Annotated in this window: 22 protein-coding genes; 3 read left to right on the forward strand and 19 right to left on the reverse strand. The window is 32.8% G+C overall.

The window, feature by feature from the left end; all coding sequences use genetic code 11:
* Window positions 1-13: 13 nt before the first annotated feature.
* The 9 genes from QYS47_RS10395 to QYS47_RS10435 all read right to left on the reverse strand — a co-directional run bounded on the left by QYS47_RS10395 (window position 14) and on the right by QYS47_RS10435 (window position 12327).
* Window positions 14-721: an outer membrane beta-barrel protein gene (locus QYS47_RS10395; protein WP_302129051.1), complete on the reverse strand. Its 708-nt coding sequence runs from the start codon at window positions 719-721 to the stop codon at window positions 14-16.
* 103 nt (window positions 722-824) lie between these two features.
* Entirely contained in the window at window positions 825-2117 is a 1293-nt protein-coding gene (locus tag QYS47_RS10400) for a sensor histidine kinase (RefSeq protein ID WP_302100767.1), read from the reverse strand.
* Window positions 2118-2446: 329 nt separating this feature from the next.
* Window positions 2447-3778 (reverse strand): signal recognition particle protein, encoded by a 1332-nt coding sequence (ffh, locus tag QYS47_RS10405; protein ID WP_308356645.1) that lies wholly within the window; start codon window positions 3776-3778, stop codon window positions 2447-2449.
* A gap of 72 nt (window positions 3779-3850) precedes the next feature.
* Entirely contained in the window at window positions 3851-4891 is a 1041-nt protein-coding gene (locus tag QYS47_RS10410) for a tetratricopeptide repeat protein (protein ID WP_322345985.1), read from the reverse strand.
* 28 nt (window positions 4892-4919) lie between these two features.
* On the reverse strand, window positions 4920-6035 hold the full coding sequence (locus QYS47_RS10415; protein WP_308356643.1) for a DEAD/DEAH box helicase: 1116 nt from the start codon (window positions 6033-6035) through the stop codon (window positions 4920-4922).
* A gap of 14 nt (window positions 6036-6049) precedes the next feature.
* Window positions 6050-7267 carry a DEAD/DEAH box helicase gene (locus QYS47_RS10420; RefSeq protein ID WP_308356642.1) on the reverse strand — a complete coding sequence of 406 codons (1218 nt, stop codon included), beginning with the start codon at window positions 7265-7267 and terminating at the stop codon, window positions 6050-6052.
* A gap of 91 nt (window positions 7268-7358) precedes the next feature.
* Entirely contained in the window at window positions 7359-9170 is a 1812-nt protein-coding gene (locus QYS47_RS10425) for a PAS domain S-box protein (protein ID WP_322345987.1), read from the reverse strand.
* A 134-nt stretch (window positions 9171-9304) separates the two neighbouring features.
* On the reverse strand, window positions 9305-10621 hold the full coding sequence (locus tag QYS47_RS10430; protein WP_322345989.1) for a TldD/PmbA family protein: 1317 nt from the start codon (window positions 10619-10621) through the stop codon (window positions 9305-9307).
* Window positions 10622-10686: 65 nt separating this feature from the next.
* Complete coding sequence (locus QYS47_RS10435) at window positions 10687-12327, reverse strand: TldD/PmbA family protein (protein ID WP_308356639.1); 1641 nt, start codon at window positions 12325-12327, stop codon at window positions 10687-10689.
* Between the two features lie 115 nt (window positions 12328-12442).
* On the opposite strand from QYS47_RS10435, the gene dinB reads away from it, so the two are divergent.
* A complete protein-coding gene (gene dinB / locus QYS47_RS10440) occupies window positions 12443-13522 on the forward strand; it encodes a DNA polymerase IV (RefSeq protein WP_322345991.1) in 1080 nt (359 codons plus the stop codon).
* A gap of 22 nt (window positions 13523-13544) precedes the next feature.
* Here the strand turns inward: dinB and msrA are convergent, their stop codons facing one another.
* From msrA to QYS47_RS10470, 6 genes are all read right to left on the reverse strand, one after another.
* The gene (msrA, locus tag QYS47_RS10445) at window positions 13545-14096 is read right to left on the reverse strand and encodes a peptide-methionine (S)-S-oxide reductase MsrA (RefSeq protein WP_322345992.1); all 552 of its coding nucleotides are present in this window, start codon (window positions 14094-14096) and stop codon (window positions 13545-13547) included.
* An 83-nt stretch (window positions 14097-14179) separates the two neighbouring features.
* Window positions 14180-15331, reverse strand: a complete 1152-nt coding sequence (locus QYS47_RS10450) for a tetratricopeptide repeat protein (RefSeq protein WP_322345994.1) — start codon at window positions 15329-15331, stop codon at window positions 14180-14182.
* Between the two features lie 52 nt (window positions 15332-15383).
* A complete protein-coding gene (gene gyrA, locus QYS47_RS10455) occupies window positions 15384-17903 on the reverse strand; it encodes a DNA gyrase subunit A (RefSeq protein ID WP_322345995.1) in 2520 nt (839 codons plus the stop codon).
* 75 nt (window positions 17904-17978) lie between these two features.
* Complete coding sequence (locus QYS47_RS10460) at window positions 17979-19049, reverse strand: hypothetical protein (protein ID WP_302125111.1); 1071 nt, start codon at window positions 19047-19049, stop codon at window positions 17979-17981.
* A 58-nt stretch (window positions 19050-19107) separates the two neighbouring features.
* Window positions 19108-19704, reverse strand: coding sequence for a hypothetical protein (locus QYS47_RS10465; protein WP_308356635.1), 597 nt, complete (start codon window positions 19702-19704; stop codon window positions 19108-19110).
* Between the two features lie 89 nt (window positions 19705-19793).
* Window positions 19794-20456, reverse strand: coding sequence for a hypothetical protein (locus QYS47_RS10470; RefSeq protein WP_322345998.1), 663 nt, complete (start codon window positions 20454-20456; stop codon window positions 19794-19796).
* 152 nt (window positions 20457-20608) lie between these two features.
* On the opposite strand from QYS47_RS10470, the gene QYS47_RS10475 reads away from it, so the two are divergent.
* Window positions 20609-21772, forward strand: coding sequence for an iron-containing alcohol dehydrogenase (locus tag QYS47_RS10475; protein ID WP_302125106.1), 1164 nt, complete (start codon window positions 20609-20611; stop codon window positions 21770-21772).
* A gap of 22 nt (window positions 21773-21794) precedes the next feature.
* On the opposite strand, the gene QYS47_RS10480 is transcribed toward QYS47_RS10475, so the two are convergent.
* Window positions 21795-22745, reverse strand: coding sequence for an MASE2 domain-containing protein (locus tag QYS47_RS10480; protein WP_322346000.1), 951 nt, complete (start codon window positions 22743-22745; stop codon window positions 21795-21797).
* Between the two features lie 229 nt (window positions 22746-22974).
* Here QYS47_RS10480 and QYS47_RS10485 point away from each other — a divergent pair, with 229 nt between their 5' ends.
* Window positions 22975-23745, forward strand: coding sequence for a CDP-alcohol phosphatidyltransferase family protein (locus QYS47_RS10485; RefSeq protein ID WP_308356631.1), 771 nt, complete (start codon window positions 22975-22977; stop codon window positions 23743-23745).
* A 52-nt stretch (window positions 23746-23797) separates the two neighbouring features.
* On the opposite strand, the gene rplT is transcribed toward QYS47_RS10485, so the two are convergent.
* The 3 genes from rplT to infC form a co-directional block, all read right to left on the reverse strand.
* Window positions 23798-24142: a 50S ribosomal protein L20 gene (rplT, locus tag QYS47_RS10490; RefSeq protein WP_302125099.1), complete on the reverse strand. Its 345-nt coding sequence runs from the start codon at window positions 24140-24142 to the stop codon at window positions 23798-23800.
* Between the two features lie 108 nt (window positions 24143-24250).
* Window positions 24251-24445, reverse strand: a complete 195-nt coding sequence (gene rpmI, locus QYS47_RS10495) for a 50S ribosomal protein L35 (protein WP_302125097.1) — start codon at window positions 24443-24445, stop codon at window positions 24251-24253.
* Window positions 24446-24470: 25 nt separating this feature from the next.
* Window positions 24471-25019 (reverse strand): translation initiation factor IF-3, encoded by a 549-nt coding sequence (infC, locus tag QYS47_RS10500; RefSeq protein WP_302125096.1) that lies wholly within the window; start codon window positions 25017-25019, stop codon window positions 24471-24473.
* Between the last annotated feature and the right edge of the window lie 75 nt (window positions 25020-25094).

Consider the following 25094-nt stretch of genomic DNA (forward strand, 5'->3'; position numbering starts at 1 on the left):
GGGCTAAATATAACTAGAAACGGTATTTTAATCCAAAGTTTGGACTTATATATGTCCCTTGATGACGAATATTAGCTTTTTTAACGGGTTCATTCATATACTGATATTCAATATCTACTTTTTCCAAGGCCTTAAAACCACGATTGTATGAAATAGTGGTATACAAACTAAACTTTTTACTAAGGTTAAATTGTAAGCCTAAATCAGAGGAAACAGTGAAGAAAATACTATTATAAGAAGTATAAGAAGACCTTCTGGAGTATAGCGGCTCCCCATTTCTAGTTCCGCCTCCTTCGCCATAACCTCCAGTTGAAGTTGTGCCAATTCTAGTAGGATCAGTAACACTTAACTGAACACCGACACTAGCTGTACCTGACAACCAATTTCCGATTAAAGGGACCACTGCCCGAGTTCTCAAAGGTATATGATAATAAGCATTAGAACTTTCTGACATTGTTCTTACATCATCAAAATTTAAACCATAACCTATTTTTACAGGGCGAGTTGCTATTCCAGTTTCAAGACTAAAAACTGGGTTAAATTGATAACCTAAAAGAAATGTTGTACCTGGGATATCAATTGCATGCATGTTAGGGGTACTAACTGCGGTACCTTCATCCTTTATCAGATACTGATCTTGAATAAAATTCGCCTCTACTCCAATATAAAACTTGGATTGCGAAAAAACATTAGTAGAAAAAATAAGTAATGCTAGGGTAATAAATCAGCTTGATAATTTCATAAATAAAATAGTTTTTTAACACTAACTATTTAGTTTACTATTTATTTCAAATTAGGCGATAAAATATAGTTGGAAGGTAAAATTAATCAATAATTGGAATAGAAGCTTTAAATTCAGTTTCTCTCTCAAGCTCTGAATAATTAAGGTTTATATCTCCATTTAATTTATTGGTAATGATTTTACAAATATAAAGACCTAAACCTGGTCCTTTAGGCAATTCTGAACCTACATAGAATAAATCAAAAATATTTTGGATTTGATCTTTTTTGATTCCAATACCATTATCCTTTACACTTATTATTAAATTATGATCGACCATATCAAATTTAACCTTAACCCACTTTTGTAGCTTTAACGGATCTTGAAATCTAACTGCATTACCTATTAAGTTCTTTAATATTAAATGCAATAAAGATGGGTCGATTTTTACAGGCTTTGCTAAATTATTCTCAATATCAATATCAATTATATCTAAGTTTTCTTCACCAGATAATCTGTCAAAAACAGTATCTAGAATTAATTGAATATCAATAGGTTGTGGGCTAATAGGCCGAGCACTTATTTCATATACATTACTCAATCTTCTTAGCATATTATCCATATGGTTAGCAGAATGATTTAAATGATCTAAGTGAGTAGATATATCATTATTCTGCTCATATTCCATTTGAATTAATTGACTTAAGCCTTTAAAGCGTGCTATAGGGCCCCTTAAGTCATGCGCTGATTTATAAATAAATTCATCTAATTCTTTATTCTTTTCAATCAATAACTGATTTGATTTAGATAATTCAATTGTTCTTTCCTGAACTTGCTGATCTAAATTTCTTGCTATTGATAATAATTTCTTATTCTGGGTTTGAATAATTCTTTTTGCCTGTTCTAATTTTGTTCTTTCACGATCAATTACCTCGTTCTGTGATTGTATTTCCTCTAGAGCTTCAGTAAGATCTTTATTTTTAGTAACTAAATCTTGTTGGGCTGTTTCTATTTCTTCCTTTTGCTCAGAAATAAGTGCTAAAGCCTCTTTATAATCGGTGTTTTGAGCTACTAATTGATTATGCTTTTCTTCTAAGGTTCTGGTTCTTTCTTTTACTAATACCTCTAAATAATCATTATGTCTTCTAATCCTTTTAGAACCTGCATCCATAAAGCTAAAAGCAATACCCACAATGCCTAAACTTAGTAAGCCGAAAGATAAAGCTCTAACTATATTACTTAACTCATCAGGATTCAACTCAAAAAAGTATGTAAGAATCCCTAACTCTTCTGAGCTTATATTATTAGTACCGGATGCCTCTATAGGTTGAGCAACAACCAAAAGCAAAAAGCTAATAAGGGTTAATACAATTGAATAGTTGAAATAATTTCTCACAAACACCTGTCTTGATATAATACTATTAAAGATAAAAAGTTTAATAGTTTTTAATTATTTATAAAACACTTTAATTATCAGTGATTTACGTTTCTAATATTGAAGTTTCAATTTAATCAAAAATAATAATCAAAAACAAGAAATTATTATATAAAAAAATAAATATGCTTTACATAAAGGAGGGAAAATTATGCCATAGCACACTTAAGTAATAGCGTATTGCATTGAAAATAAGAAAGTTACGACCGTATATAAATTAAAAAGCCTGCAAATAAATTATTTACAGGCCTTTAAATATTTCATGTAAGAAATGACTTATATATTAATAATTATTTTCCAAACGGATTAAAACCGGCTAAACCTCTTTTACTACCACTCATTTTATTCATGGTCTTCATCATCTTTCTCATATCCTTGAATTGCTTCAATAGGTTATTAATCTCTTGTACTGATGTACCACTACCCGATGCAATTCTTTTCTTTCTACTCGCATTCATTAATTCAGGATTTGTTCTTTCCTCTTTCGTCATTGAGCGAATAATGGCTTCGACTGGCTTGAACGCATCATCATCTATGTCAAGATCTTTGATTTGTTTACCCATTCCAGGTAACATCCCTAATAGATCTTTAACATTCCCCATCTTCTTAATTTGTTGTAGCTGAGATAAGAAGTCCTCAAAGTCAAATTGATTCTTACGGATCTTTTTGGATAATCGATTAGTCTCTTCCTGATCAAAAGTTTCTTGTGCTTTCTCAACTAATGATACCACATCACCCATACCCAAAATTCTTTGGGCCATCCTGTCAGGATAGAATAGGTCAATGGCATCCATTTTTTCTCCACTACTAACGAATTTGATTGGCTTTTCAACCACATTACGAATGGATAGAGCAGCACCACCTCTGGTATCACCATCTAACTTGGTTAATACAACGCCATCAAAATCTAATTGCTCATTAAAGGTCTTAGCCGTATTAACAGCATCTTGACCGGTCATGGAGTCAACTACAAATAATGTTTCTGAAGGATTAAGCTCTTTCTTTAAGCTTGAAATCTCTTTCATCATTTGCTCATCGACAGCTAATCGACCAGCAGTATCGACTACGACTATACTCTTACCATTTTCTTTGGCATACTTAATCGCATTATTAGCAATTTTAACTGCGTCCTTATTTTCAGGCTCAGCATAAACTTCTACTCCAATTTGCTCTCCTAACACCTTTAACTGGTCAATAGCGGCAGGTCTGTAGATATCACAAGCAGCTAAAAGCACTTGCTTTCCTTGTTTCTTTAATCTATTAGCTAATTTTCCCGAGAAGGTTGTTTTACCTGATCCTTGAAGACCTGAGATTAAAATAGTGGCAGGAGAACCTTCTACATTAATATCCTCCTGTTTCTCCCCCATCATTTTGGCTAGCTCTTCTTGAGTAATTTTAACCAATAACTGACCGGGAGATACTGAAATAAGTACATCACGACCTAATGCTTCTTCCTTAATTTTATCCGTAACTTCTTTTGCTACTTTGAAGTTAACATCGGCATCTACCAATGCTCTTCTGATTTCTTTTACGGTAGTAGCAACATTTACTTCCGTAATTTGCCCCTGACCTTTCAGGGTTTTAAAAGCGCGATCTAACTTATAACTGAGATTATCAAACATATCTTATAGGATGAAATTTTGGGCAAAACTAATGAATTTATCGTACTAATCCGAAGAAATTCTATTTTTGAATTATAGTGAATTACAGTATTGTTCTATTGCTGCAATTGCTTCTTTGTCTTTATTTTTGGCTGCTTTTTGATAAGCTGCACAAGCCTTATCTACTTGATTGTTAAGCCTTAGCGCTTCCCCATAGTAAAAATTGGTAGAAGGTAAGTCATTATTTTTATTTAAAGCATTTTCAAACTGGCGTATTGCATCTTCTATTTCTCCTTTTTTTAAGGCCAAAATCCCAAGATTCCTGTAGACGTACGGATTTTTCTCATCGATCACAATACTCCTTCTCAAATCAGTATACGCTTTATCATAATTGCCCAAAAAGGTATAAATATATCCCCTATTATTAAGGAAATACGGTTGACCTGCTTCTATTTCCAAAGCCTTATTTACTGACACTAAAGCTAGATCAAATTGTTTGTTTTCAGATTGAATTAAGGCAAGTAAGTTCCAGGCGTTTGCTTCTTTCGGATTTATCTCTAATGCTTTATTAATTGCAGTAATAGCAGATTCATAATCCTTTTTGTAATAATGAACTGCCGCTTTATTAGTGTATATTTCTGAATTTGAAGAATCTAATTCCAAAGCCTTATTAAAAGATAATTCTGCTTCATCATACTTTTTTAAGCCTACTAATGCTAATCCTTTAGCCAAATGAGCAAATGCAGAATCTTGATACGAGTCCAAAACTGGTTCTAAGTCATCAAGAGCTCTATAAAATTCTCCTGTCTGATAGAAGGCATTACTCCGATTAAAATAGGCTCTTGTGTAATCAGGTTTATATTGTAATGCTTTTCCATAAGCCTGAATGGCTTCATAAGGATGACCGTCCTGATAATGCGCAATTCCTTTAGCATTCCAGGCAGCAGCATTTTCATCGTTTAATTCTATAGCACTTTCAAAATAACCCAGTGCTTGTTTAGTTTGACCCTTATCAAGTGATTGATAGCCTTTTTGAATAAGGGTTTGCTGTCTTTGTTCCTTAGTAGAACATGAGATAGCTATTCCTGAAACAATAAATACAAGAGTTAGATATTTAATAAGATGTATTTTCATAATTAATGAATCTGTCTTTGCTAAAACTTTATCCAAAAGGAACCTGTTTCATTTTTATTCCTAACTCTTTTTGAATGTTTTTGATTTGAACCATTTCATTTTTGGTACAAAGCGCCATACTTATACCCGTTTTTCCCGCTCTTGCAGTTCTACCACTTCTATGAATATAATAATCTAATTGCTTCGGAATCTCATAATGTACTACGTAAGCAAGATTAGCAACATCAATACCTCTTGCCGCAACATCGGTAGCAATTAATAAATCAAGCTTTTTACTTTTAAATGATCGCAATTCCTTATCACGATCTTTTTGATGCATATCTCCTTCAAGAATACCAACCGCTAATTTTCTAGATTTGAGTTTTTCAAATAAGGATCTAGCTGAATTTTTAGTATTACAGAAAATTATACCTCTCTCCTTTTTCTGAGTTTTCAGGAAATAGTCTAACACCATAAACTTTTCATCTGTGTCACAAGGCACATATTGGTGTAATATTTTTTCATTAACCAATTCATTACCCGATGCTTTCAATTGCTTAGCATTAGGATCAAGGTACTGTTTGATGATATATTTAATATCAGTAGGAATAGTAGCAGAAAACAGCCAAATATCTTTCTGGTGTTTCATAGTATTTAAAATGAATTCCAAATCCTTTTTAAAACCCATGCTTAACATTTCATCTGCTTCATCTAATACCATCAGCTTAGCTTGACGAATATCAACCGCTTTTCTTCTAATTAAATCTGCTAATCTACCGGGAGTTGCGACTAAGATATGCGTAGGCCTTCTTAAGTTTTGAATTTGCTTTTCAATCTTCTCTCCACCAAATACAACCTCAGTAAAAACCTTCTCTGAATATTTTGTGAACTTGAAGATTTGCTGCTTGATTTGCTGAGCTAATTCTCTTGTGGGTGAAAGAATTACAGCTTGTATTTTATTATCTTTGGTATTAATTCTTTCTAATATTGGTAATCCGAAAGCCGCTGTTTTACCCGTTCCGGTTTGTGCCTGAGCAATTAAATCACCTGAATTCTGCATTAGATGACCAATAACTAGCTCTTGAATTTTAGTCGGTTGATTAATATTAAGCTCTGTTAATCCTTTTATTAGATCTTTAGAGATTCCTAATTCCTTAAATGTCATAATGAATTGTAATATTATTTATTACGCTTTTTAAATGATTTTCTCTTGTTAAAACCACCAGGTTTTCTCTTTCTGGCATTTTCTTGATATTCCGGCCCTTGCCCAATTTGATTAGGCAAGCTATTTGTTTTCAAAACAGATTTTTCTATTAAGGATTCAATTCTATTGAATTTTTCCATATCCGCTTCGTTAATGAAAGTTATAGCCTCCCCTTTCGTAGCAGCTCTAGCCGTTCTTCCAATTCTATGAACGTAATCTTCTGGATCACCCGGAACATCATAGTTGATCACTAAGCTTATATTTTCTACATCAATACCTCTTGAAATTATGTCTGTTCCAATTAATACTTGCACCTTTTTTGAACGAAAATCACGCATGATAACTTCTCGTTCTGATTGATCCAGATCACTTGAAAAGGCTTTCATTTTCATTCCTATATCTTTCAATTCTCTTTCTAAAGCTTTTACCTTATCCTTTTTGCTAGCAAAAATAATTGCTGTTTCATATAATCCTGAACCCAACAAAAACTTTGAAAGTGGGATTTTCTGATCATCATATGTCAAAAATGCTTTTTGAGAAATACCTGCTGCCGGCTTAGAAATCGATAATGTGATTTCTTCTGGATTATTCAAAATTGCACCCGCAAGTTTTTTGATTTTAGGAGGCATGGTAGCCGAGAATAATAAGGTTTGCCTTTCTGTAGGTAATTGCTTGATAATTCTCATGATATCATCATAAAACCCCATATCCAACATTCTGTCTGCTTCATCAAGAATTAAATGTTGTACATTATCAAGTTGGGTTTTATTTGAATTTAATAAGGCAATCAATCTACCTGGGGTTGCAACCAGTATATCTACTCCCGCTCGAATAGCTTTTTTCTGTTGCTCCCATGCAGCGCCATCACCACCTCCATAAATAGCAATACTGCTTGCGTGTGTAAAGTATGAAAAGCCCTCAATTTGCTGATCTATTTGCTGTACAAGTTCTCTGGTAGGGGCAATTATAACCGTATTTACTCCTTTTGTTTCAATTCCTGAAGCGATTTTATGTAGTATGGGCAAAACAAAAGCTGCAGTTTTACCAGTTCCTGTTTGAGCACAAGCAATTAAATCTTTACCTTCTAAAATTTTAGGAATTGCTTCTGTTTGAATAGGTGTTGCTTTTTTGAAGCCCATCATCTCAAGGCCTTCACTTAAAGTAGGGTGAAAATTTAATTGATTAAATTCCAATTTAATTGCTTTTATAGATTTGAAATTACAGAAACTGTATCAAAGGTAATGAATAGCAGTGACATATAAAGAAAGAATGTTTTATATTGGCTTATGAAGTACTACTTTCTGCTTCCTCAGATTTCTTTACTAAATCTCTTATTATCAAATCTAGATCAAGAGAACTCTTACGTAAAGAACTAATAATATGATTGTTATCTGCTTTTGTTCCCTCATCATACTTTTCAAGATAATCCAATAATCCTAAAATTCTAGCTAAAGGTGCGCGTACTTCATGACTTTGTATCCATGCAATTTCCTTTAGTTTTTCATTTTGTAATTGAATTGATTGTATATACTTTTTTCTTGCGGAAACATCTCTGATTATTCCTTGTATTTGTTTTGAAGCTGTTATTTTACAATTTATTTCAACAGGAATTTCAGTGCCATCTGATTTTTTTAAACTACCTTCTTGTAATGTATTTCCTTTTTCATGAATCAATTCTGTGATCTTGGAATGTTTTTCATTTGAAAGTATTATAATATCATTAAGGTTATATTCTTTAATCTGCTTTTCATTTAAACCAGTCATTTCAATTCCTTTGTTATTCAATTCAATTAAATTTCCATTTTCATCAGAAAGGAAAATAGTATCTGAAGCTTGTGATACCAGTCCTCGATACTTTTGCTCGCTTTTTTCTAGTCTTTGGGCTGATAATACGCTTTCTGTTACTTCCCGAATTACTGCTAACACTTTTTCAGAATTAATTGAGATATACCTTCCTTCAAAGAATTTTCTATCTTCCTTAAAATCTAAATAATATGAATGTTCAATTACTTCACTTGTCTTTAAAGCTTTTAGTATACAAGCATGGGTTTCCTTTGCAAACCCTTTATCAAATAATTCATATGCAGTTTTGCCTATGAAATCTTTAGGTTTGTATAATAGAAACTCAGTTTTATAGGCATGGAAATCTAAATAAGTGGCTTGTTCATCATAAATAAAAATAATGTCTGGTATAGCCTGAACCATTGATTGGAGATAAGCATTATTCTCTTCAATTTCTTTCGTTTTCTCATTCAATAAAGCCTCCAGTTTTTCAGGCCTTTTAAGTATTTGATAAGCATGTTGCGAGCTACCTGCCGTTGAAAAAATGCCCAAAATTATTAAAATAGAAAGTATAATATATACTATAGATTCACTTTGATAATTTGCAGTTATTTTCCATCCTGACTCTGCAAAAGTATAATCTAGACTTAAATTGCTAGCCCCACTCCTATTTGTAAAATATTCTTCTTTACCAGTGTTTGGATTTATTTTAGATAATTCGAAAATAAAATTATCAGATTCAGACTTTCGTATTCCAGATGCTTCTAGAAAATCATCCATACGGATTAAAACAGCAGAAAATCCCCAAAATTTCTGATTATGAAAAATTGGTAATCTAGCAATAATTCCTTGCCCTCCTTGTTTAAAGCTTAACGGACCAGCATAATAAATCTCTTTTTCGTCAATAGCTCTTTGAGCTTCTATTTGAGTGCTTTGATTTTGAAGAATATCATACCCTAGAACAGACTTATGTCTTTCAAAAGGATAAACATATTGAATTTCGCCTTTTCTAAGAATTTGAACACCAAAAATATACGGGTGTTGTTGCATTATTTCTTTAGCAACAAAGTCAAAATTCTTAACTGTATCTTGAACAGGATCAATTGTTAAGCCTACTGAAAATGCCGCCAAATTACTGTTCGTCATAATTTTACGGATATTTTCTTTTACAAAATTCAATTCTAACTGCAGCTGTTGAATTTTCTGTTTTTGATAATACTGATAGCTTAAAATAATAGTAATAGAAAACACTATTGCTGTAGCCAACCCCACTGAAAATGCAAAAAAGAAAGGTTTATTTAGTCTACTATTCATTTATTATTGATTGGTTCAGTTTTTAGCTAGTTTTTATTACCCCCCCTTTATATACAATATATCTAAATATATTAACATAAAAAAAGAGCTTTAAGAATAATCCTAAAGCTCTAATCTATATTTTAGATAATCACTTACACAGCATCAGATAAACTTGTAAAAGTAAAGTCTCTGATCTTCATAACTGGAATTAAACTTCCGTTTATTCTTTGTTGTTGTCCTAATTCTTCAAGATTGTTTAACATAATAATAGGGCTCTCATTAAATCTCATGTTTTTAATAGGGTGTTTAATTTTGCCATTTTCGATATAGAAGGTTCCATCACGAGTTAAACCTGTATAAAGTAAAGTTTGCGGGTCAACGGTACGAATATACCATAAACGAGTAACTAAAATACCTCGTTTAGTACTTTTAATTAGATCCTCTGTAGAAGCATCACCCCCTACCATTATACCATTTGCTGGACCTGGCACTGGCTTAACTCCTTTTTTATCAGCCCAGTAACGGCTGTATGACATATTCTTTACTACACCATTTTCTATCCAGCTGGTTCTTTCTCTGGGTAATCCATCACCATTCCATGCATTAGCGGGTACTCTTTCATTAAAAGGATCAGAATAAATATTCACTCTTTCATCCACAAGCTTCTCTCCTAATTTAGTTCCTCCCCCTTGCTTTGAAAGAAAACTTCTTCCTTCATCTGCTTGTCTGGCTCCCATGTTAAACAACATATTGCCAAGTAATTGAACAGATGCAGCAGGTTCTAAAATCACAGTATATTTACCAGGCTCAATTGCCTTAGCATTTCTACTCATGATAGACTTTTCTAGTGCAACAGCTGAAGCTTCTTCGCCATTGAATTGGTTAACATCATTAAAATCACGAGTAACCCAACCTGAACCGGTACCATCATTAGTACGCATAGTAACAGTGAACTCAAGTTCAGATTCTTGCGAATAAGCAAATAAACCTTTAGAATTCATAATACTCGAAAAACCAGAAGTATCTTCTAAATAACCAGCAGCTGTTACATCTTTAGCTTTGGCTGGTTCAATACTTTTCTTTGCTAATTCAGCTCGGTACTCTGGAGTGATGTCTGCAGTACTTTTATAAAAAGTTTTTGACTCTTTATAATCTTGTGGACCTAAAGGTTCCATAAACTCAGGATTCTCCGGAGCTAATTTCGCTAACTCTTCCGCTCTCTTCACTACTTTTCTTAATGATTCATCATCAAATTCATTAATAGTGGAAGATGCAGATTTTTTACCAAAGTTTGCCGTAACTCCTAAACTTACGTCATCATTATAACCACTTGTTGTAACTGTATTCCTTGCATATCTAATATTACCTCTTCCACTTCCAGAGAGGCTTGCTTCTAAGCTATCAGCAGTAGAAAAGCTCATTACTTTTTCTAAAATCTGCTTTGCTTCTTCTTTTGATAATATTGCCATTTTTTAATGTTTTTAAATTTTAGCAAATAGCTAATTGAGACTATGCTCATTAACCAAACATAGAATTAAATATTTCTTGCAGTATTAATTACATTAACACCATTGAATCGGGTAGTCGCACTTCCGTGAGAGACCGAACTGATCTGAGAAGGCTGCCCTTTTCCATCAAAGAATGATCCGAAAGTTTTATAATCACTTTCATCACATATTTTTGTACAAGAATTCCAGAATTCCTGAGTATTAGATTGGTAAGCCACATCATTTACTGGCCCTTTTATTTTTCCATCTTCAATTTCGAAAAATAATGTGCCGCCAAACTGGAAGTTATAGCGCTGCTGGTCAATTGAATACGATCCCCTACCTACTATATAAATTCCTTTTTCAACATCCTTAATCATATCATCAGGACTATACTTTTCTTTTCCTGGAGATAAAGACACATTCGGCATTCTTTGGAACTGAACATCATTCCAGCTTTGAGAATAGCAACAACCATGAGACTCATCTTCATTTATAATATGAGCTTGATCTCTGATCGCTTGGTAATTCACTAAAACTCCATCCTTAATAAGATCCCACTTTTTAGTTTTTACTCCTTCATCATCATATCCAACAGCACCTAAGGAACCTTGTTGAGTTTTATCAGCAAAAACATTTACGATATCGCTACCATATTTAAAATCTTTACTTCTCCATTTGTCAAGAGTTGCGAAACTTGTCCCAGCATAGTTTGCTTCATAACCTAATACCCTATCTAGTTCAGTGGCATGACCAATACTTTCATGAATGGTTAAGCCTAAATGATTTGGATCTAATACTAGATCATATTTTCCAGCTTTTATTGAATCTGCTTTAAGCATTTCTTTAGCTTGCTTACCTGCCAAACCAGCATCTTTGATCATATCATAGCGATCATAGAAATGTAGCGTCCCACCAGGTCCTTCTTTCATACTCTCTGGTCTTGGGTCCATATACTCAAAACCCATACCCATAGGAGAACTTAATGCTTGGCGGGATTTATATTTTCCAGTATCTGGGTCAATAGCAGTTACATTAAAATTAGGCCATATTCGGTGTACATCTTGATCAATATATGAACCTTCAGTACTAGCGAAATATTTTTGTTCATTTATTAAAAATAAGGCGCTATTTACATAATTAGCCCCATTATTTATTGCTTCTGCATTAGCCGATAATAGTAAATCTACTTTTTCTTGTAGTGGAACTGCTACCGCATTTTTTTCAAGCGGTGTTTTCCAGCTTACCTCACCATGAGATTGGACAGGTGCTAATTTTACAGGCTCAGTCTGAATTTTGGCATTTGCTTTAGCGATGGCTGTTGCTTGCTCTGCTGCTTTCTTAATTCCTTCATCACTAACATCAGAGGTTGAGGCAAATCCCCAAGTCCCATTAGCGATAACTCTAATACCAACACCAAAAGATTCCGTATTTACGGCATTTTGCAATTTGTCTTCTCTGGTGAATATGTACTGGTTCAGGTACCTTCCGATTCGAACATCAGCATAAGAAGCACCGTTCGCTTTTGCTGAATTAAGTCCAATATCTGCTAATCTTTTCTTTTGTAATACATCTAATGGGCTTTCCAGAAGTCGATCAACATCAACAGCATTACCAATTAATGGTACAGTTAACATTGCCCCTCCTATACCCATTCCAGCTAGTTGTAAAAACTCTCTTCTCTTCATTTGGTTATTATTAAAAATGAATTGATTTATTTTGTAATAATAATATCCTTTTTATTTCATTATTTCACTACTACAAAAGGATAAACGGTAATACAAAAACATAAGCGGATAAGCTTTGGAAAAAGAGATAGAACGCAAAATTATACATGTTGATATGGATGCTTTTTATGCATCTGTTGAGCAAATGGACAACCCTAAATTGAAGGGTAAACCAATTGCTGTGGGCGGAAACAGCCAACGGGGTGTTGTAGCAGCTGCTAGCTATGAAGCTCGTAAATATGGAGTACATTCCGCAATGCCGTCTAAAATTGCAGCTTCAAAATGTAGATCCTTAATATTTGTAAAAGCTAGATTTGATCGATATAAGCAATTAAGTCAACAAATTAGGGAGATATTTTACAGGTACACTGATTTCGTAGAGCCACTTTCACTAGATGAAGCATATTTAGATGTAACTGAAAATAAAAAAGGAATTTCAACTGCCACTGATATTGCTATTGAAATAAAAAAAGCGATAAAGAAAGAAATTGGTTTGACGGCTTCAGCTGGAGTATCAATTAATAAATTCTTAGCTAAAATTGCTTCAGATTATAGAAAACCTGACGGCCTGTTTGTAATAAAACCGCATCAGGTAGTACCTTTTATCGAAGAATTACCTATCGAGAAGTTTTTTGGGGTAGGTAAAAAGACTGCTGAAAAAATGCATGAACTTCAAATTAAAACAGGTGCTGATTTAAAAGCTAAATCATTAAAAGAGTTAATCAAGCATTTTGGAAAACAAGGACGTTATTTTTATACCGTCAGCCGTGGTGAAGATTACCGAAGAGTAAACCCGAATAGGATAAGAAAATCTGTTGGGGCTGAAAATACCTTTTCTGAAAGTTTGCAATCAAAAGAAGAGATAATAGAAGCTTTACAAACTATAGCTGAAAAATGCTGGAATCGTTATAAACAGACCAAAGCACAAGCACATACAGTCACTTTAAAGGTAAAGTTTGATGATTTTAAACAGATTACAAGAAGTAAAACTTTAGAAGAAGTCATTGAGTCTGCTGTAGTATTTGATAAAGCATTAGCCGAACTGGTAGACTCATTTAATATGGAAAACAAAGTTAGATTAGTAGGATGCTCTCTTTCTAATTTTGAAATAGAAACCCCAATTGATTCACATGGTCAGTTAACGTTAAGGTTTTAAAGAAAAGGAGATTATATAAATATTATCGCTTTAATTTATCAGCAAATAATCTTTTTATTTTATCGAGTTTAGGCTTTATAACAAAAGTACAATAAGGCATTTCAACATTTCGATTATAAAAATCTTGGTGTGCAGTTTCTGCAGGGTAAAAAGCTTCAAAGGCTTTGATTTCCGTAACTATGGGATCATCAAAAATTCCAGATTGGTCTAATTGCAATTTCATATCTTGGGCTATTTCGGCCTGTTTTGAATTATGCGTCAGAATTATCGAACGATAATGTTCTCCCTCATCAGCTCCTTGTCTATTTAAGGTTGTGGGATCATGTACTTGCCAAAAAACCTCTAATATTTCCTGATAACTAATAATGCTTGGATCAAAAGTAATATTTGCCACTTCGGCATGACCAGTTCTTCCTTGTACCACTTCTCTGTAGGGTGGATTTTTAATATGCCCTCCGGAAAAACCCGACTCAACTTTTTGAACCCCTTTAAGTTTTCTTAAAACTGCGTCAATACACCAAAAACATCCAGCTCCGAGCGTTGCTTTTTCTAAATCTTGAGAGGAATGACTCATAAATTAAATATTTCTAGTTTTTATAGAGATAAAAAAAGGCTATCCGTTAGGATAACCTTAATTATATGATTTTGTTATACTAATTAGTTTTGACCTTCTGAATTTTCAGCTTTAATAGCATCAGCTTTATCCATCATCTCTTCTGCCTTTGCATTTTCACCCAACTGAGTGTAAACAGTTTGCAATGTTTCAATTACTGCTAATTCTTTAGGAGAAATTTCTAATGCTTTCTCAAAATATGGCTTAGACTTTTTCAAGTATTCTTTCGCTTTATTCTCAAGCTTTTTACCTTCTTTTTTATAAGTCTGTAAATCCATGTCCCTAGCTTCAGCTAATAAGTCTGCAGCTTTATTGTAGTAATAAACTGCATAGTTATAGTTGGCATCTAAATAATCTGGATTTATTTCGATTGCTTTTAAATATGCCGCTTCAGCTTTTTCTGGTTGCTCTAATTGCTCATATAAATAACCTAAATTAAAATATAAATTAGCATTATTTGGTTCTTTTTCGATAGCATCATTTATTCTATCTTTAGCAATGTCTACTTGACCAGATTCAATTAATAAATTAATTTCTTGTTTCTGAAATTGATCATTTTCAGGAAAAACCTCTTTAGCCATTCTGGTTACTTCTAAAGCTTTTTCAATATCTTCATTAGCATATCGCTCAATTGAAATTATGCTACCATATATTTCAGCAGATTTGTAATCCAAATCTAAAAGTCTGTAATAATACTTAAGAGCTGTTTTGTTATCTTTCATTTGCTGTGCAGAGATACCAGCATAAAGTGTAGCGGTAGTATCCTCTGGTAATACTAATAAAGCTCTTTTAAAGGCATCAACAGCACCTTCAAAGTTTTGAGCTGAATAAGCATTTGATCCTTCATTAATGAATCCTCCCCAAAGCTCTTGAACTTTAAGATCCGTTAAAGTAAAATACTTATCACCTTCACTTACCATATCGAAAACTTTATTGTAGCTCTTTGTAGCCTCTTTTACCAAATTTTCATCATAACCTTCTTTATTCAATTTCGCCTGATATATTGTCCCTCTTACATACCATGTCTTAGGATCATCCATTGTTTTCTCATGTTCTGAGGCTTCATTAATTAATTCTATTGCTTCCTGAAACTCTCCATTTTCTAAAGCATTTTCTGCTTTACGAACATTCGAATTCTGCGCAAACGCCTGACCGATCACTAAAAAAAAGGCGAAAAATAATGCGAGTTTTTTCATTTCTATACTTTTTATTTTACAATTAATACTTACTTATACTTGTTTATTCTATTTATGATTCACTTTGATCCGACTGATTTGTACTTTCTCCTTCTTCAGTTGCCTCTGTCTCTTCTTCTATATCATCAATCTTTTCAACTTTTTCTACGGATGAAATACTGTCAGTTTCACTAACCTTTATAAGCTTAACACCTTGTGTGGCTCTACCCATTACTCTTAAGCTTTCTACTGCTAATCGGATAGTAATACCTGATTTATTAATAATCATTAAATCATCAGAGTCAATTACTTCTTTAATTGCAACAAGTTCGCCAGTTTTTTCGGTAACATTTAGTGTTTTCACACCTTTACCACCACGCTTGGTAATTCTGTAATCATCAATATCTGAGCGCTTACCATAACCCTTTTCAGAAACCACCAATAAATTAGCATTTTCTCGGGTTATAGCAACCATTTCTACAACTATATCAGAATCATCTTTTAAGGTTATTCCTCGAACTCCGGCTGCGGTTCTACCCATTGGCCTTACATTGCTTTCATGGAATCGAATAGCTCTCCCTGAACGAGCCGCAATTATAATATCATTATCGCCATTTGTCAATTTAACATTGAGTAATCTATCACCTTCTTTAATAGAGATGGCATTAATACCATTAGCTCTAGGTCTTGAATACGCTTCTAAAGTAGTTTTCTTGATGGTACCTTGCTGAGTACACATCACCAAATAATTATTGTTGATGTAATCTTCATCATCAAGGTTTTCAACGTTTATTACAGCCCTAACAGAATCATCTGATTCTATATTAATTAAGTTCTGTATTGCTCTTCCTTTAGAAGTTTTAGAACCTTCAGGTAATCTGTATACTTTTATCCAGAATACTTTTCCCAATTCTGTGAATATAAGCAGGTAATTATGTGTTTTAGCGACAAATAATAGTTCAGTAAAATCATCATCTTTACTTCCTGCTCCTTTTGAACCTACACCACCTCTACCTTGAGTTTTATATTCATTTAATAAGGTTCTCTTTATATATCCTTGATGTGATAAGGTGATAACCACATCTTCATTAGGGATCATATCCTCATCAGTGAATTCCTCAGCACTATGGATGATTTCAGTCCTTCTTTCATCACCATATTTGTCCTGCATTTCTTGCATTTCATCTTTGATGATGTTCATTCTTAAACCTTCATCAGCAAGCACCGATTCCAAGTATTCTATTAATTTCTTGATCTCTTCATATTCCTTAACAATTTTTTCTCTTTCAAGACCTGTTAGTCTTTGGAGTCTCATGTCAAGTATAGCTTTCGCTTGAATTTCAGATAATTCAAACTTCTCCATTAATCCTGTTCTAGCTATTTCAGGATCTCTAGATTCACGGATTAATTTTATGACCTCGTCAAGATTATCAAGGGCAATTAAGTATCCTTCTAAAATATGCGCTCTTTTTTGAGCCTCATCTAATTCGTATTGTGTTCTTCTAACGATTACCTCATGTCTATGATCAACATAATGCTTGATCATATCCTTCAGGTTAAGCGTTTCAGGACGACCTTTAACTAAGGCTACATTGTTAACGCTAAATGAAGTTTGAAGCTGAGTATATTTATATAAATTATTTAAAACAACGTTAGGAATAGCATCTTTACGGATCTCATATACGATTCTCAATCCATTTCTATCAGATTCGTCTCTTATATCGGAAATACCTTCAATTTTCTTTTCATTCACTAAGCCAGCAGTTTTTTCAATCATGCTAGCTTTGTTTACCAAATAAGGAATTTCAGTAACGATGATTCGCTCACGTCCATTTTTAAGCACTTCTATCTCAGCTTTAGCACGCATTACGATACGTCCTCTACCTGTTTCAAATGCAGCCTTAACTCCTTGATAACCATATATTGCAGCGCCTGTTGGGAAATCAGGAGCTGAAATATGTTCCATTAATTCGGGTATCGTAATATCGTTATTATCGATGTAAGCATGAATTCCATTTACTACCTCAGTTAAGTTATGAGGAGCCATATTGGTTGCCATACCCACTGCAATACCTGAAGCACCATTTAATAGAAGATTAGGAACCTTAGCTGGTAATACGGTAGGTTCTTTTAAAGAATCATCGAAGTTAAATTGATAGTCAACAGTATTTTTATTAATATCTGTTAACATTTCTTCGGCTATCCGTTGAAGCCTAGCCTCTGTATAACGCATTGCTGCAGGAGAATCACCATCAATGGATCCAAAATTTCCTTGACCATCCACCATTTGATAGCGAAGTGACCATGGTTGAGCCATACGAACCATGGTATCATAAACAGCAGAATCACCATGCGGGTGATACTTACCTAAAACCTCTCCTACGATTCTGGCTGACTTTTTATAGGGTCTATTATGAGCAAGCCCCAACTCTTGCATTCCGAAAAGAATTCTTCTGTGTACGGGTTTTAATCCGTCTCTAACATCAGGTAAAGCCCTTGAAATAATTACCGACATTGAATAATCAATGTAGGCACCTCTCATTTCATCCTCTATATTAATTGGGATGATTTTTTCATTTTCTCCTTCAGCCATAGATTTGTTTACTGTCTAAAAATAAATAAAGTGCAATTTAAGGATTTTTATTAAGCGGTGACAAAAATAATCATTTCATTTGCGTTTTAAAAAGGGAAATGCCTCTCTTTTTTCATTCAAATTATACGGATAATTCTCACCTACTTTTGGATTCTGCCATTTGTAAATTGGCTGTCCTCTGAATTTTTTAGAACCATGACGGTGTTCTTTTTGTGCTTCGCAATTTCCTATTGGACAATCTTTGAATAGCGGAAAACTGATTCTTACACCCAATTGAAACTGTAAATTCCACATTTTTGTATTAATGGATTCACCTGAAGGCATAAAGGTGTTTATAGATTTAAAATCAACAGAAGGTCTCATAACCAATCGGAAATATTCAGAAAAATTCTTTTCAATTGGTAAACTAACATTCCAATAATTACTTAAGCTTACAAGGCCAGCAGGAAACACATTATTTGATAATCTGAAGATACCATACTCAATATCAGCAAAATAGGAAAAATCCCAAAAGTCGTAGTATCGAACACCGGCAGTCAAATAATACTTTTTAGTGTAGAATCTGGAATAATCCGATTCATAGTTAGATATGTAATCAGGAAATCCTTTCAGCGCTAAATTAGCTTTTGAATTTATTTCAAATGTAGCACCCGCACCTACTCTAAACCTATTGTAATTAAAGTGGATTTTAAGATGTATAGGAATTGCATTTCCTCCCCCGACTAGTCTTTGTTCTAAACTATCGATTATATAAGTTCCATTAGAATCAGACTCCAATTCGGTAGTTTGAAAACGAATAGCTGATGATGTATCTAATGAATCAACAATTTGTGGTTGGTTAATCCAATTTGATAATCCAATTTGATTTCCTGAGGAATCTTGACCTAGCAAATATAAACCATTATTATTACTAAAAAGTCTGTAAGTATCGAGATTTTGTCGGTATCGAGTTGAACCATAGCCCACGGCTACTTCCGCAGAAAAGTGATTAAGAACTTTTCTTAAAAAGTTCGCATCAATATTCTTATCATTAGGAGGTGGCCCCCAGGGATTAAAAACCTGCCCTAAAGTTGGCTTAATGCTAATAAAAGCCAATAATAGAATAAAGAATGTGAAATATTTTATATTAAATCGGTTTCTCCCCAACGATTGATAATTTTAGTTGTACAAAAGTACAAAAATTATGCTAAAGCAAGTAATACATCTATTTTACCTCAAACGAGTCAACAAAATTATTAAATAATTCAACTTCCTCTAAGCCTGTTTGAGCCCCAATATTTTTTATTTTATCCCATTCAATTTTTCGGATTTTCCCTGGATTTAAAATATCCTCATCTCTTTCAAGAAATAATGATGATATAAAACGAATTAAGATGTAAGGCGCACGCATTACTCTTATCTTATAAGGAGTCTCTACCTCATTTGCTTTTTGCAAAGTTTTTTCCTCAAATAATATATTAAATATGTTTTTAATAGCAGTATAAAATGAAGCTTCCCAGTCTTTAAAATTTTTAATTAAAAACTTCATGCAATCTGCAACAGGGTCTTTTGATAGAAAAAAGCCCCCTTTAGATAATTTTCTAGCCTTTTTTTGCAGTGACATCTCTTCTTTGAAACTTATATTATCATTAGCCATTGCTATCCCAACAGCTGGACTTAATAATATTAATGAAAGAAAATCATGATTGCTGATCTCAAAGTATGGCGCGACTTTTTCAATGAAATCTTTTTTCAAGTCTTCCACAATCTTGTCAATGGATTTATCTTCTATAATAACTGCTATTTCTGCTTCAGTAAACATACTTATTTTGGTTTATAAAAGTTAAAATACATTAAATAATTGCAGAATACAATATTTATAGATAAAGCATAAAAATTATTAGATAGATATTATAAAAATGATTCTTGACTATTTTTTAACAGCGCTTCATGATCATTTTGAAGACTTTTATATAATTTAGGAGTCAAATAATCAAAAACCCATTTTCTGCTATAGGAATCTTTAGAATTTACATTATACACATATTCTAATTCAGTTAATTTTTTGTCCTTTTTACTCCAAATTAAAATCAAATGATCAGGTTTATTTTTTAATTCAAACACCCATTTTTGCAGATCATTGTTCAACTCTTGGAAGCTTATATTAGAAGAATTGTCTTTTATGTTAAATAATACTTCTGGGTTTATAAGCAATGGACTATGCAAACTGTCAGTTAAAATATCCGAATCAGAGTACTTAAATTGAAAACTTGATAAATTATATAACCAGTTCTTACCAGTATAAATAGTTTGCAAAAAATTATTTATTTCAGATTCAGATTTGCCGAAATAAGCATTGGAAATACCACTATAAGAATTACGATTTAAATCAACTATACCAAATAGTTTTTCAGCATACTGATCCTGAATTTTATACTGACTATATTCTACTTGATAGTAAAACTGCTTTTGGTTAACGAGTGAATCGTATATTTTAACCAAACCCTTATCATCAGGCTCAGAACATGAAATTCCAAAAATCAAAAGGCCAATAAATAAAATCCCTCTATGCATAAGTTATTAAGATTGGAAAATAATACAAACGCTTAATCTTTTATTGTATTATTAATCGCCAACAATACAATATTCTCAATTTACAAATAATCGAAAATTATAAAAACTCTAATATGATTAGAGCGTTTACTTTTTGAAATAAAAATTTACATATGAACTCATTTGAATTTAAAAATCCTACTAAGATAATTTTTGGAGAAGGTGAAATAAAAAAGCTTTCTGATAATATACCTGCAGATAGCCATATTTTACTAGCATATGGAGGTGGAAGTATTAATAAAAATGGCATTTATGATCAGGTAGTTGAAGCTACTAAAGATTTTAAGGTGACTGAATTTTCTGGTATAGAGCCTAATCCACATTTTGAAACCTTAATGAAGGCAGTTGAAATCATACGAAATGAAAAAATTGATTTCATTTTAGCTGTTGGTGGTGGATCCGTGATCGATGGATGTAAATTCTTATCTGCAGCAACTTTTTATGATGGAGATGAATGGGATATAGTGGCAAAAGGTCTCGCACGAAAACAAGAGAAAGTTTTACCGTTTGGTACAGTTTTAACTTTACCTGCTACAGGATCTGAAATGAATTCCGGATCAGTGGTGACGAAAGCTTCTACACAGGAGAAAAGAACTTTTGGAGGGCCACAATATTTCCCGGTTTTCTCAATTTGTGATCCTACTGTGATAAAATCTTTACCAAAACGACAAATAGCAAACGGAGTGGTAGATGCTTTCACTCATACTCTAGAGCAATATCTTACTTACAAACATGATGCTATTTTGCAGGACAGAATAGCGGAAGGTATTTTACAAACTTTAATTGAGATTGGTCCAAAGGTTATGGAGGATCCAGCGGACTATAAAGCAGCATCTAATTTCATGTGGTCAGCCACTATGGCATTAAATGGAATACTTAGATTAGGAGTTCCTACAGACTGGGCTACTCATATGATAGCTCATGAGTTAACTGCTCTGCATGGAATTGATCACGCTAGAACATTAGCCATTATTGCTCCAAATCTTTACAAGAAATTGTTTGACGATAAAAAGGAGAAATTAGTGCAATATGGTAAAAGAGTATGGGGGTTAAGTGGTGAATCTGAAATTGAAATAGCCGAAAAAGCTATTGAAATGACCGTCTCTTTTTTCCAATCTCTTGGAATAGATACAAAACTTTCTGATTACACATCACAGTATGAAGCAACTCCTCAAACTGTGTATGATAGATTTAAGGAAAGAAAATGGTTAGGTTTGGGTGAGAGACAAAAAGTAGGTCCAGAAATAGCGAAAGAAATAGTTGAAATGAGTATTTAAGCAGCTTATCCTGAGCATTTCCTTAGGCCACAGAGTCTTTGAATTTTTCAAAATGGGAATGCTCAGTTTCTACTTTTTTCACTTTATCTACTATTACTTGATCAGTTTCCAGCTTTAACCTGATTTCTTTAATAGTGATATCTAAAAGCTTAACTTCATTAGTTAACTTATTTATTAACAATTCTTTTTCCTCAACTTCTTTACTATATTCCATTAAATTACATAAACCAAGCATTGTGGCCACAGGAGCTCTTAATTGATGTCCATTTATAAAAGTGTATTCGGCCAACTTTTCATTTTTTCTCTCTAATTCCTTAGTTCTTTCATGCACCTTTTCTTCCAAGTGATTATTAAGCGATTGTAAAGTATCATTTAAGGATTTTAATTCTTCTGATTGCGCTAATATTTCCTTCTGTTGTATGGTTACCTTTTTATTAATTAACTGCATAGTTTTAGAAAATGTATAACTAATATAAGCAGTAGAAAGAAAATGAATAATAGCATAACTCAATGCCAGATGAATCATAATATCTGGTGTATTTTCCTGAATACTAAAACCTACGAAAGGCAGTGTGAAGAGATAACCAGTTGGAATCAACAGTATTCTATGAAGTTTATGGAATCCTCTTGCAGCAACATAATTACAGATAATCCCTAAACTAAAAATTACAGTTGGAATGTAGGGTAAATGGATAAGACCTATAATCCATCCAATAAAAAAGAAATCAAATAAATTTTGACGAATTCCAATTCCCTTATCATTATTATTTTTAACGTAATAATGAAATAATAAATAAGGTAATACAACAGCAACTACAGCTGTAAAAATATGCAATGAATTAAAACTATTGTTGGATATATGTAAGTATAGGAATAAATAAATAGCTAAAAATATATATCCTGCATATCGAAAAAGTAAAGAAGCTCTCCCGAAATAATCACAATCATTCCAAATATTTTTTAAAATAAGCATTATAACATCTTAATTTATGTAGTGGGATAGTATCAACCAATTGAAAATTGTATTATTTCATAAATAATTCACTTATTCAACATTGAATACATTAATATATTATTATTTTAATATTCATAAAAAATATAAACTGTGTTAATATTTCAAACATAATAATGAAATGACTAGTTTATGAGTTTTAATTCACTCTAGCTCCCGAAATAATACGGTGGTTATACTTAAATACTGAATGCCAAAAATCCATAAAGATCACAAGTTTTTTGATTTTTCCGACTATGGAAGAATGCCTGCAATTTTCATGGCAACTGTAATAAAAAATACTAATATAACTCCTATTCATGTTACTATTGGGTTCGGAATTATTGGAGTGTTATCTGCTTACGCCATATATTTAGAAACCTTTGCTATAGCTGCTGTTGGTTTAATTCTAAAGTCTATTGTTGATGCAATGGACGGGGAGTTAGCAAGGATAAAGATGACCCCCTCTTACTCAGGAAGATATCTAGATTCTATATTTGACAGTTTGCTGAATCTATTATTTATATTTGTAATAGCTATTGTAACAAATCAAGCTTTTTCAATCGCTGTTTTATCCTATGTATGTATTCAGTTTCAAGGAACACTTTATAATTATTATTATGTAATACTAAGACATAATTCTGTAGGCGGTGATACTACTAGTCAGATATTTGAAATGGAACCACCAAAAGCATTTCCAATTGAAAGTCAAAAGTCAGTGAATATTTTATTTAAAACTTTTAAAATTCTTTATCTCCCTTTTGACAGCTTGATGTATGCACTAGATTCGAAAGCTTCAAAAAGCAAAAGGTTTCCTAATTGGTTTATGACTATGATTTCCCTTTATGGTTTAGGATTTCAATTAATGCTAATGGCTATTTTATTAGTATTAGGTATGATCAACTTAATTTTACCATTCTTTATATATTATACTGCACTTACAATTCCATTTTTATTATTGAGAAAATTGGCTCTAAAATAAAAAAGCCTCTTTGCGTTAGCAAAGAGGCTTGTATTATATCAGTTAAAAAGTATTATTTAACTGAATCAACTACGCTTTTGAAAGCTTCTGGATGATTCATAGCTAAATCAGCTAATACTTTTCTATTTAATTCTATTCCTTTTTTGTTTGCAGCTCCCATAAACTGAGAGTAAGACATACCGTGCTGTCTAGCACCAGCATTAATTCTTTGAATCCATAATTTTCTGAATTCTCTTTTCTTTTGTTTCCTATCTCTGTAGGCATACAACCAACCTTTTTCAACAGCATTTTTTGCTACTGTCCAAACGTTTTTCTTTCTACCCCAGTAGCCTTTAGCATACTTAAGGATTTTCTTTCTTCTAGCTCTTGAAGCTACGTGATTTACTGATCTTGGCATAAATTTTAATTTTTTGGAAATTGGTGATCAACTTGTATTGACTCTTGATAAAACCAAATATCCCGGTTTAACATTGAACCTTCGTTCTTTTTGTAATTTTGCGAAATATTAAAGGTTAAGCATATCTTTTACTCTTCCTTCATCAGACTTATGTACAAGTCCCATGTCAGTTAAGCGTCTTTTCTGCTTAGTTTCCTTTTTGGTTAAAATGTGACTTTTGAAAGCGTGTTTTCTTTTAATTTTACCGCTTCCAGTCAATTTAAACCTTTTTTTCGCGCCTGATTTTGTTTTTACTTTAGGCATTTATCTATTTATTTAAATTGGTTACTTATTTAGCTTGCTTAGCAGCAATGAAAAGAGTCATTCTTTTACCCTCTAACTTAGGCATTTGTTCCACTTTTCCGTACTCTTCTAATTCAGAAGCAAAACGCAATAATAAAAGCTCACCTCTATCTTTAAATACAATGGTTCTTCCTACGAAGTGTACATAAGCTTTAACTTTTGCACCATCTTTAAGGAATTTTTTAGCATGATTTAACTTAAATTCAAAATCATGATCGTCAGTGTTAGGCCCAAACCGTATCTCTTTGATCACAGTTTTTTGGGCTTTAGCTTTTATCTCTTTTTGCTTTTTCTTCTGTTCGTATTTAAACTTTGAATAGTCTATAATTTTACAAACAGGAGGGTCAGCTTTAGGAGATATTTCTACTAAGTCTAGCCCTTGCTCTTCAGCCATTCTTAGTGCTTCACCAATTGTATAGACGTCAACTTTTACATTATCACCAACTACACGAACCTCTCTAGCTCTAATTTTACTATTTACCTTGTAAGGTTCTTCCTCCCTACCTCTAGGTCTGTAGCTGCCTTTTTTTCGCATTTTACTAATATTAACCTCCTTTTTTTAATTTACAATGTGCAAATATCGTGATAAAAATTGGATTACAAAATTACA

It is taken from the genome of Marivirga arenosa (genome assembly GCF_030503875.2).
Taxonomy (GTDB): Bacteria; Bacteroidota; Bacteroidia; order Cytophagales; family Cyclobacteriaceae; genus Marivirga; species Marivirga arenosa.

Coding starts and splice junctions, on each gene's coding strand:
- QYS47_RS10435 (WP_308356639.1), bottom strand. CDS start 12,327: ATGAAGAGAAGAGAGTTTTTACAACTAGCTGGAATGGGTATAGGAGGG.
- QYS47_RS10480 (WP_322346000.1), bottom strand. CDS start 22,745: ATGCTTATTTTAAAAAATATTTGGAATGATTGTGATTATTTCGGGAGA.
- gyrA (WP_322345995.1), bottom strand. CDS start 17,903: ATGGCTGAAGGAGAAAATGAAAAAATCATCCCAATTAATATAGAGGAT.
- msrA (WP_322345992.1), bottom strand. CDS start 14,096: ATGAGTCATTCCTCTCAAGATTTAGAAAAAGCAACGCTCGGAGCTGGA.
- QYS47_RS10425 (WP_322345987.1), bottom strand. CDS start 9,170: ATGAATAGTAGACTAAATAAACCTTTCTTTTTTGCATTTTCAGTGGGG.
- QYS47_RS10465 (WP_308356635.1), bottom strand. CDS start 19,704: ATGTTTACTGAAGCAGAAATAGCAGTTATTATAGAAGATAAATCCATT.
- infC (WP_302125096.1), bottom strand. CDS start 25,019: ATGCGAAAAAAAGGCAGCTACAGACCTAGAGGTAGGGAGGAAGAACCT.
- QYS47_RS10430 (WP_322345989.1), bottom strand. CDS start 10,621: ATGGCAATATTATCAAAAGAAGAAGCAAAGCAGATTTTAGAAAAAGTA.
- ffh (WP_308356645.1), bottom strand. CDS start 3,778: ATGTTTGATAATCTCAGTTATAAGTTAGATCGCGCTTTTAAAACCCTG.
- rplT (WP_302125099.1), bottom strand. CDS start 24,142: ATGCCAAGATCAGTAAATCACGTAGCTTCAAGAGCTAGAAGAAAGAAA.
- QYS47_RS10475 (WP_302125106.1), top strand. CDS start 20,609: ATGAACTCATTTGAATTTAAAAATCCTACTAAGATAATTTTTGGAGAA.
- QYS47_RS10470 (WP_322345998.1), bottom strand. CDS start 20,456: ATGCATAGAGGGATTTTATTTATTGGCCTTTTGATTTTTGGAATTTCA.
- QYS47_RS10485 (WP_308356631.1), top strand. CDS start 22,975: ATGCCAAAAATCCATAAAGATCACAAGTTTTTTGATTTTTCCGACTAT.
- QYS47_RS10415 (WP_308356643.1), bottom strand. CDS start 6,035: ATGACATTTAAGGAATTAGGAATCTCTAAAGATCTAATAAAAGGATTA.
- QYS47_RS10450 (WP_322345994.1), bottom strand. CDS start 15,331: ATGAAAAAACTCGCATTATTTTTCGCCTTTTTTTTAGTGATCGGTCAG.
- QYS47_RS10410 (WP_322345985.1), bottom strand. CDS start 4,891: ATGAAAATACATCTTATTAAATATCTAACTCTTGTATTTATTGTTTCA.
- rpmI (WP_302125097.1), bottom strand. CDS start 24,445: ATGCCTAAAGTAAAAACAAAATCAGGCGCGAAAAAAAGGTTTAAATTG.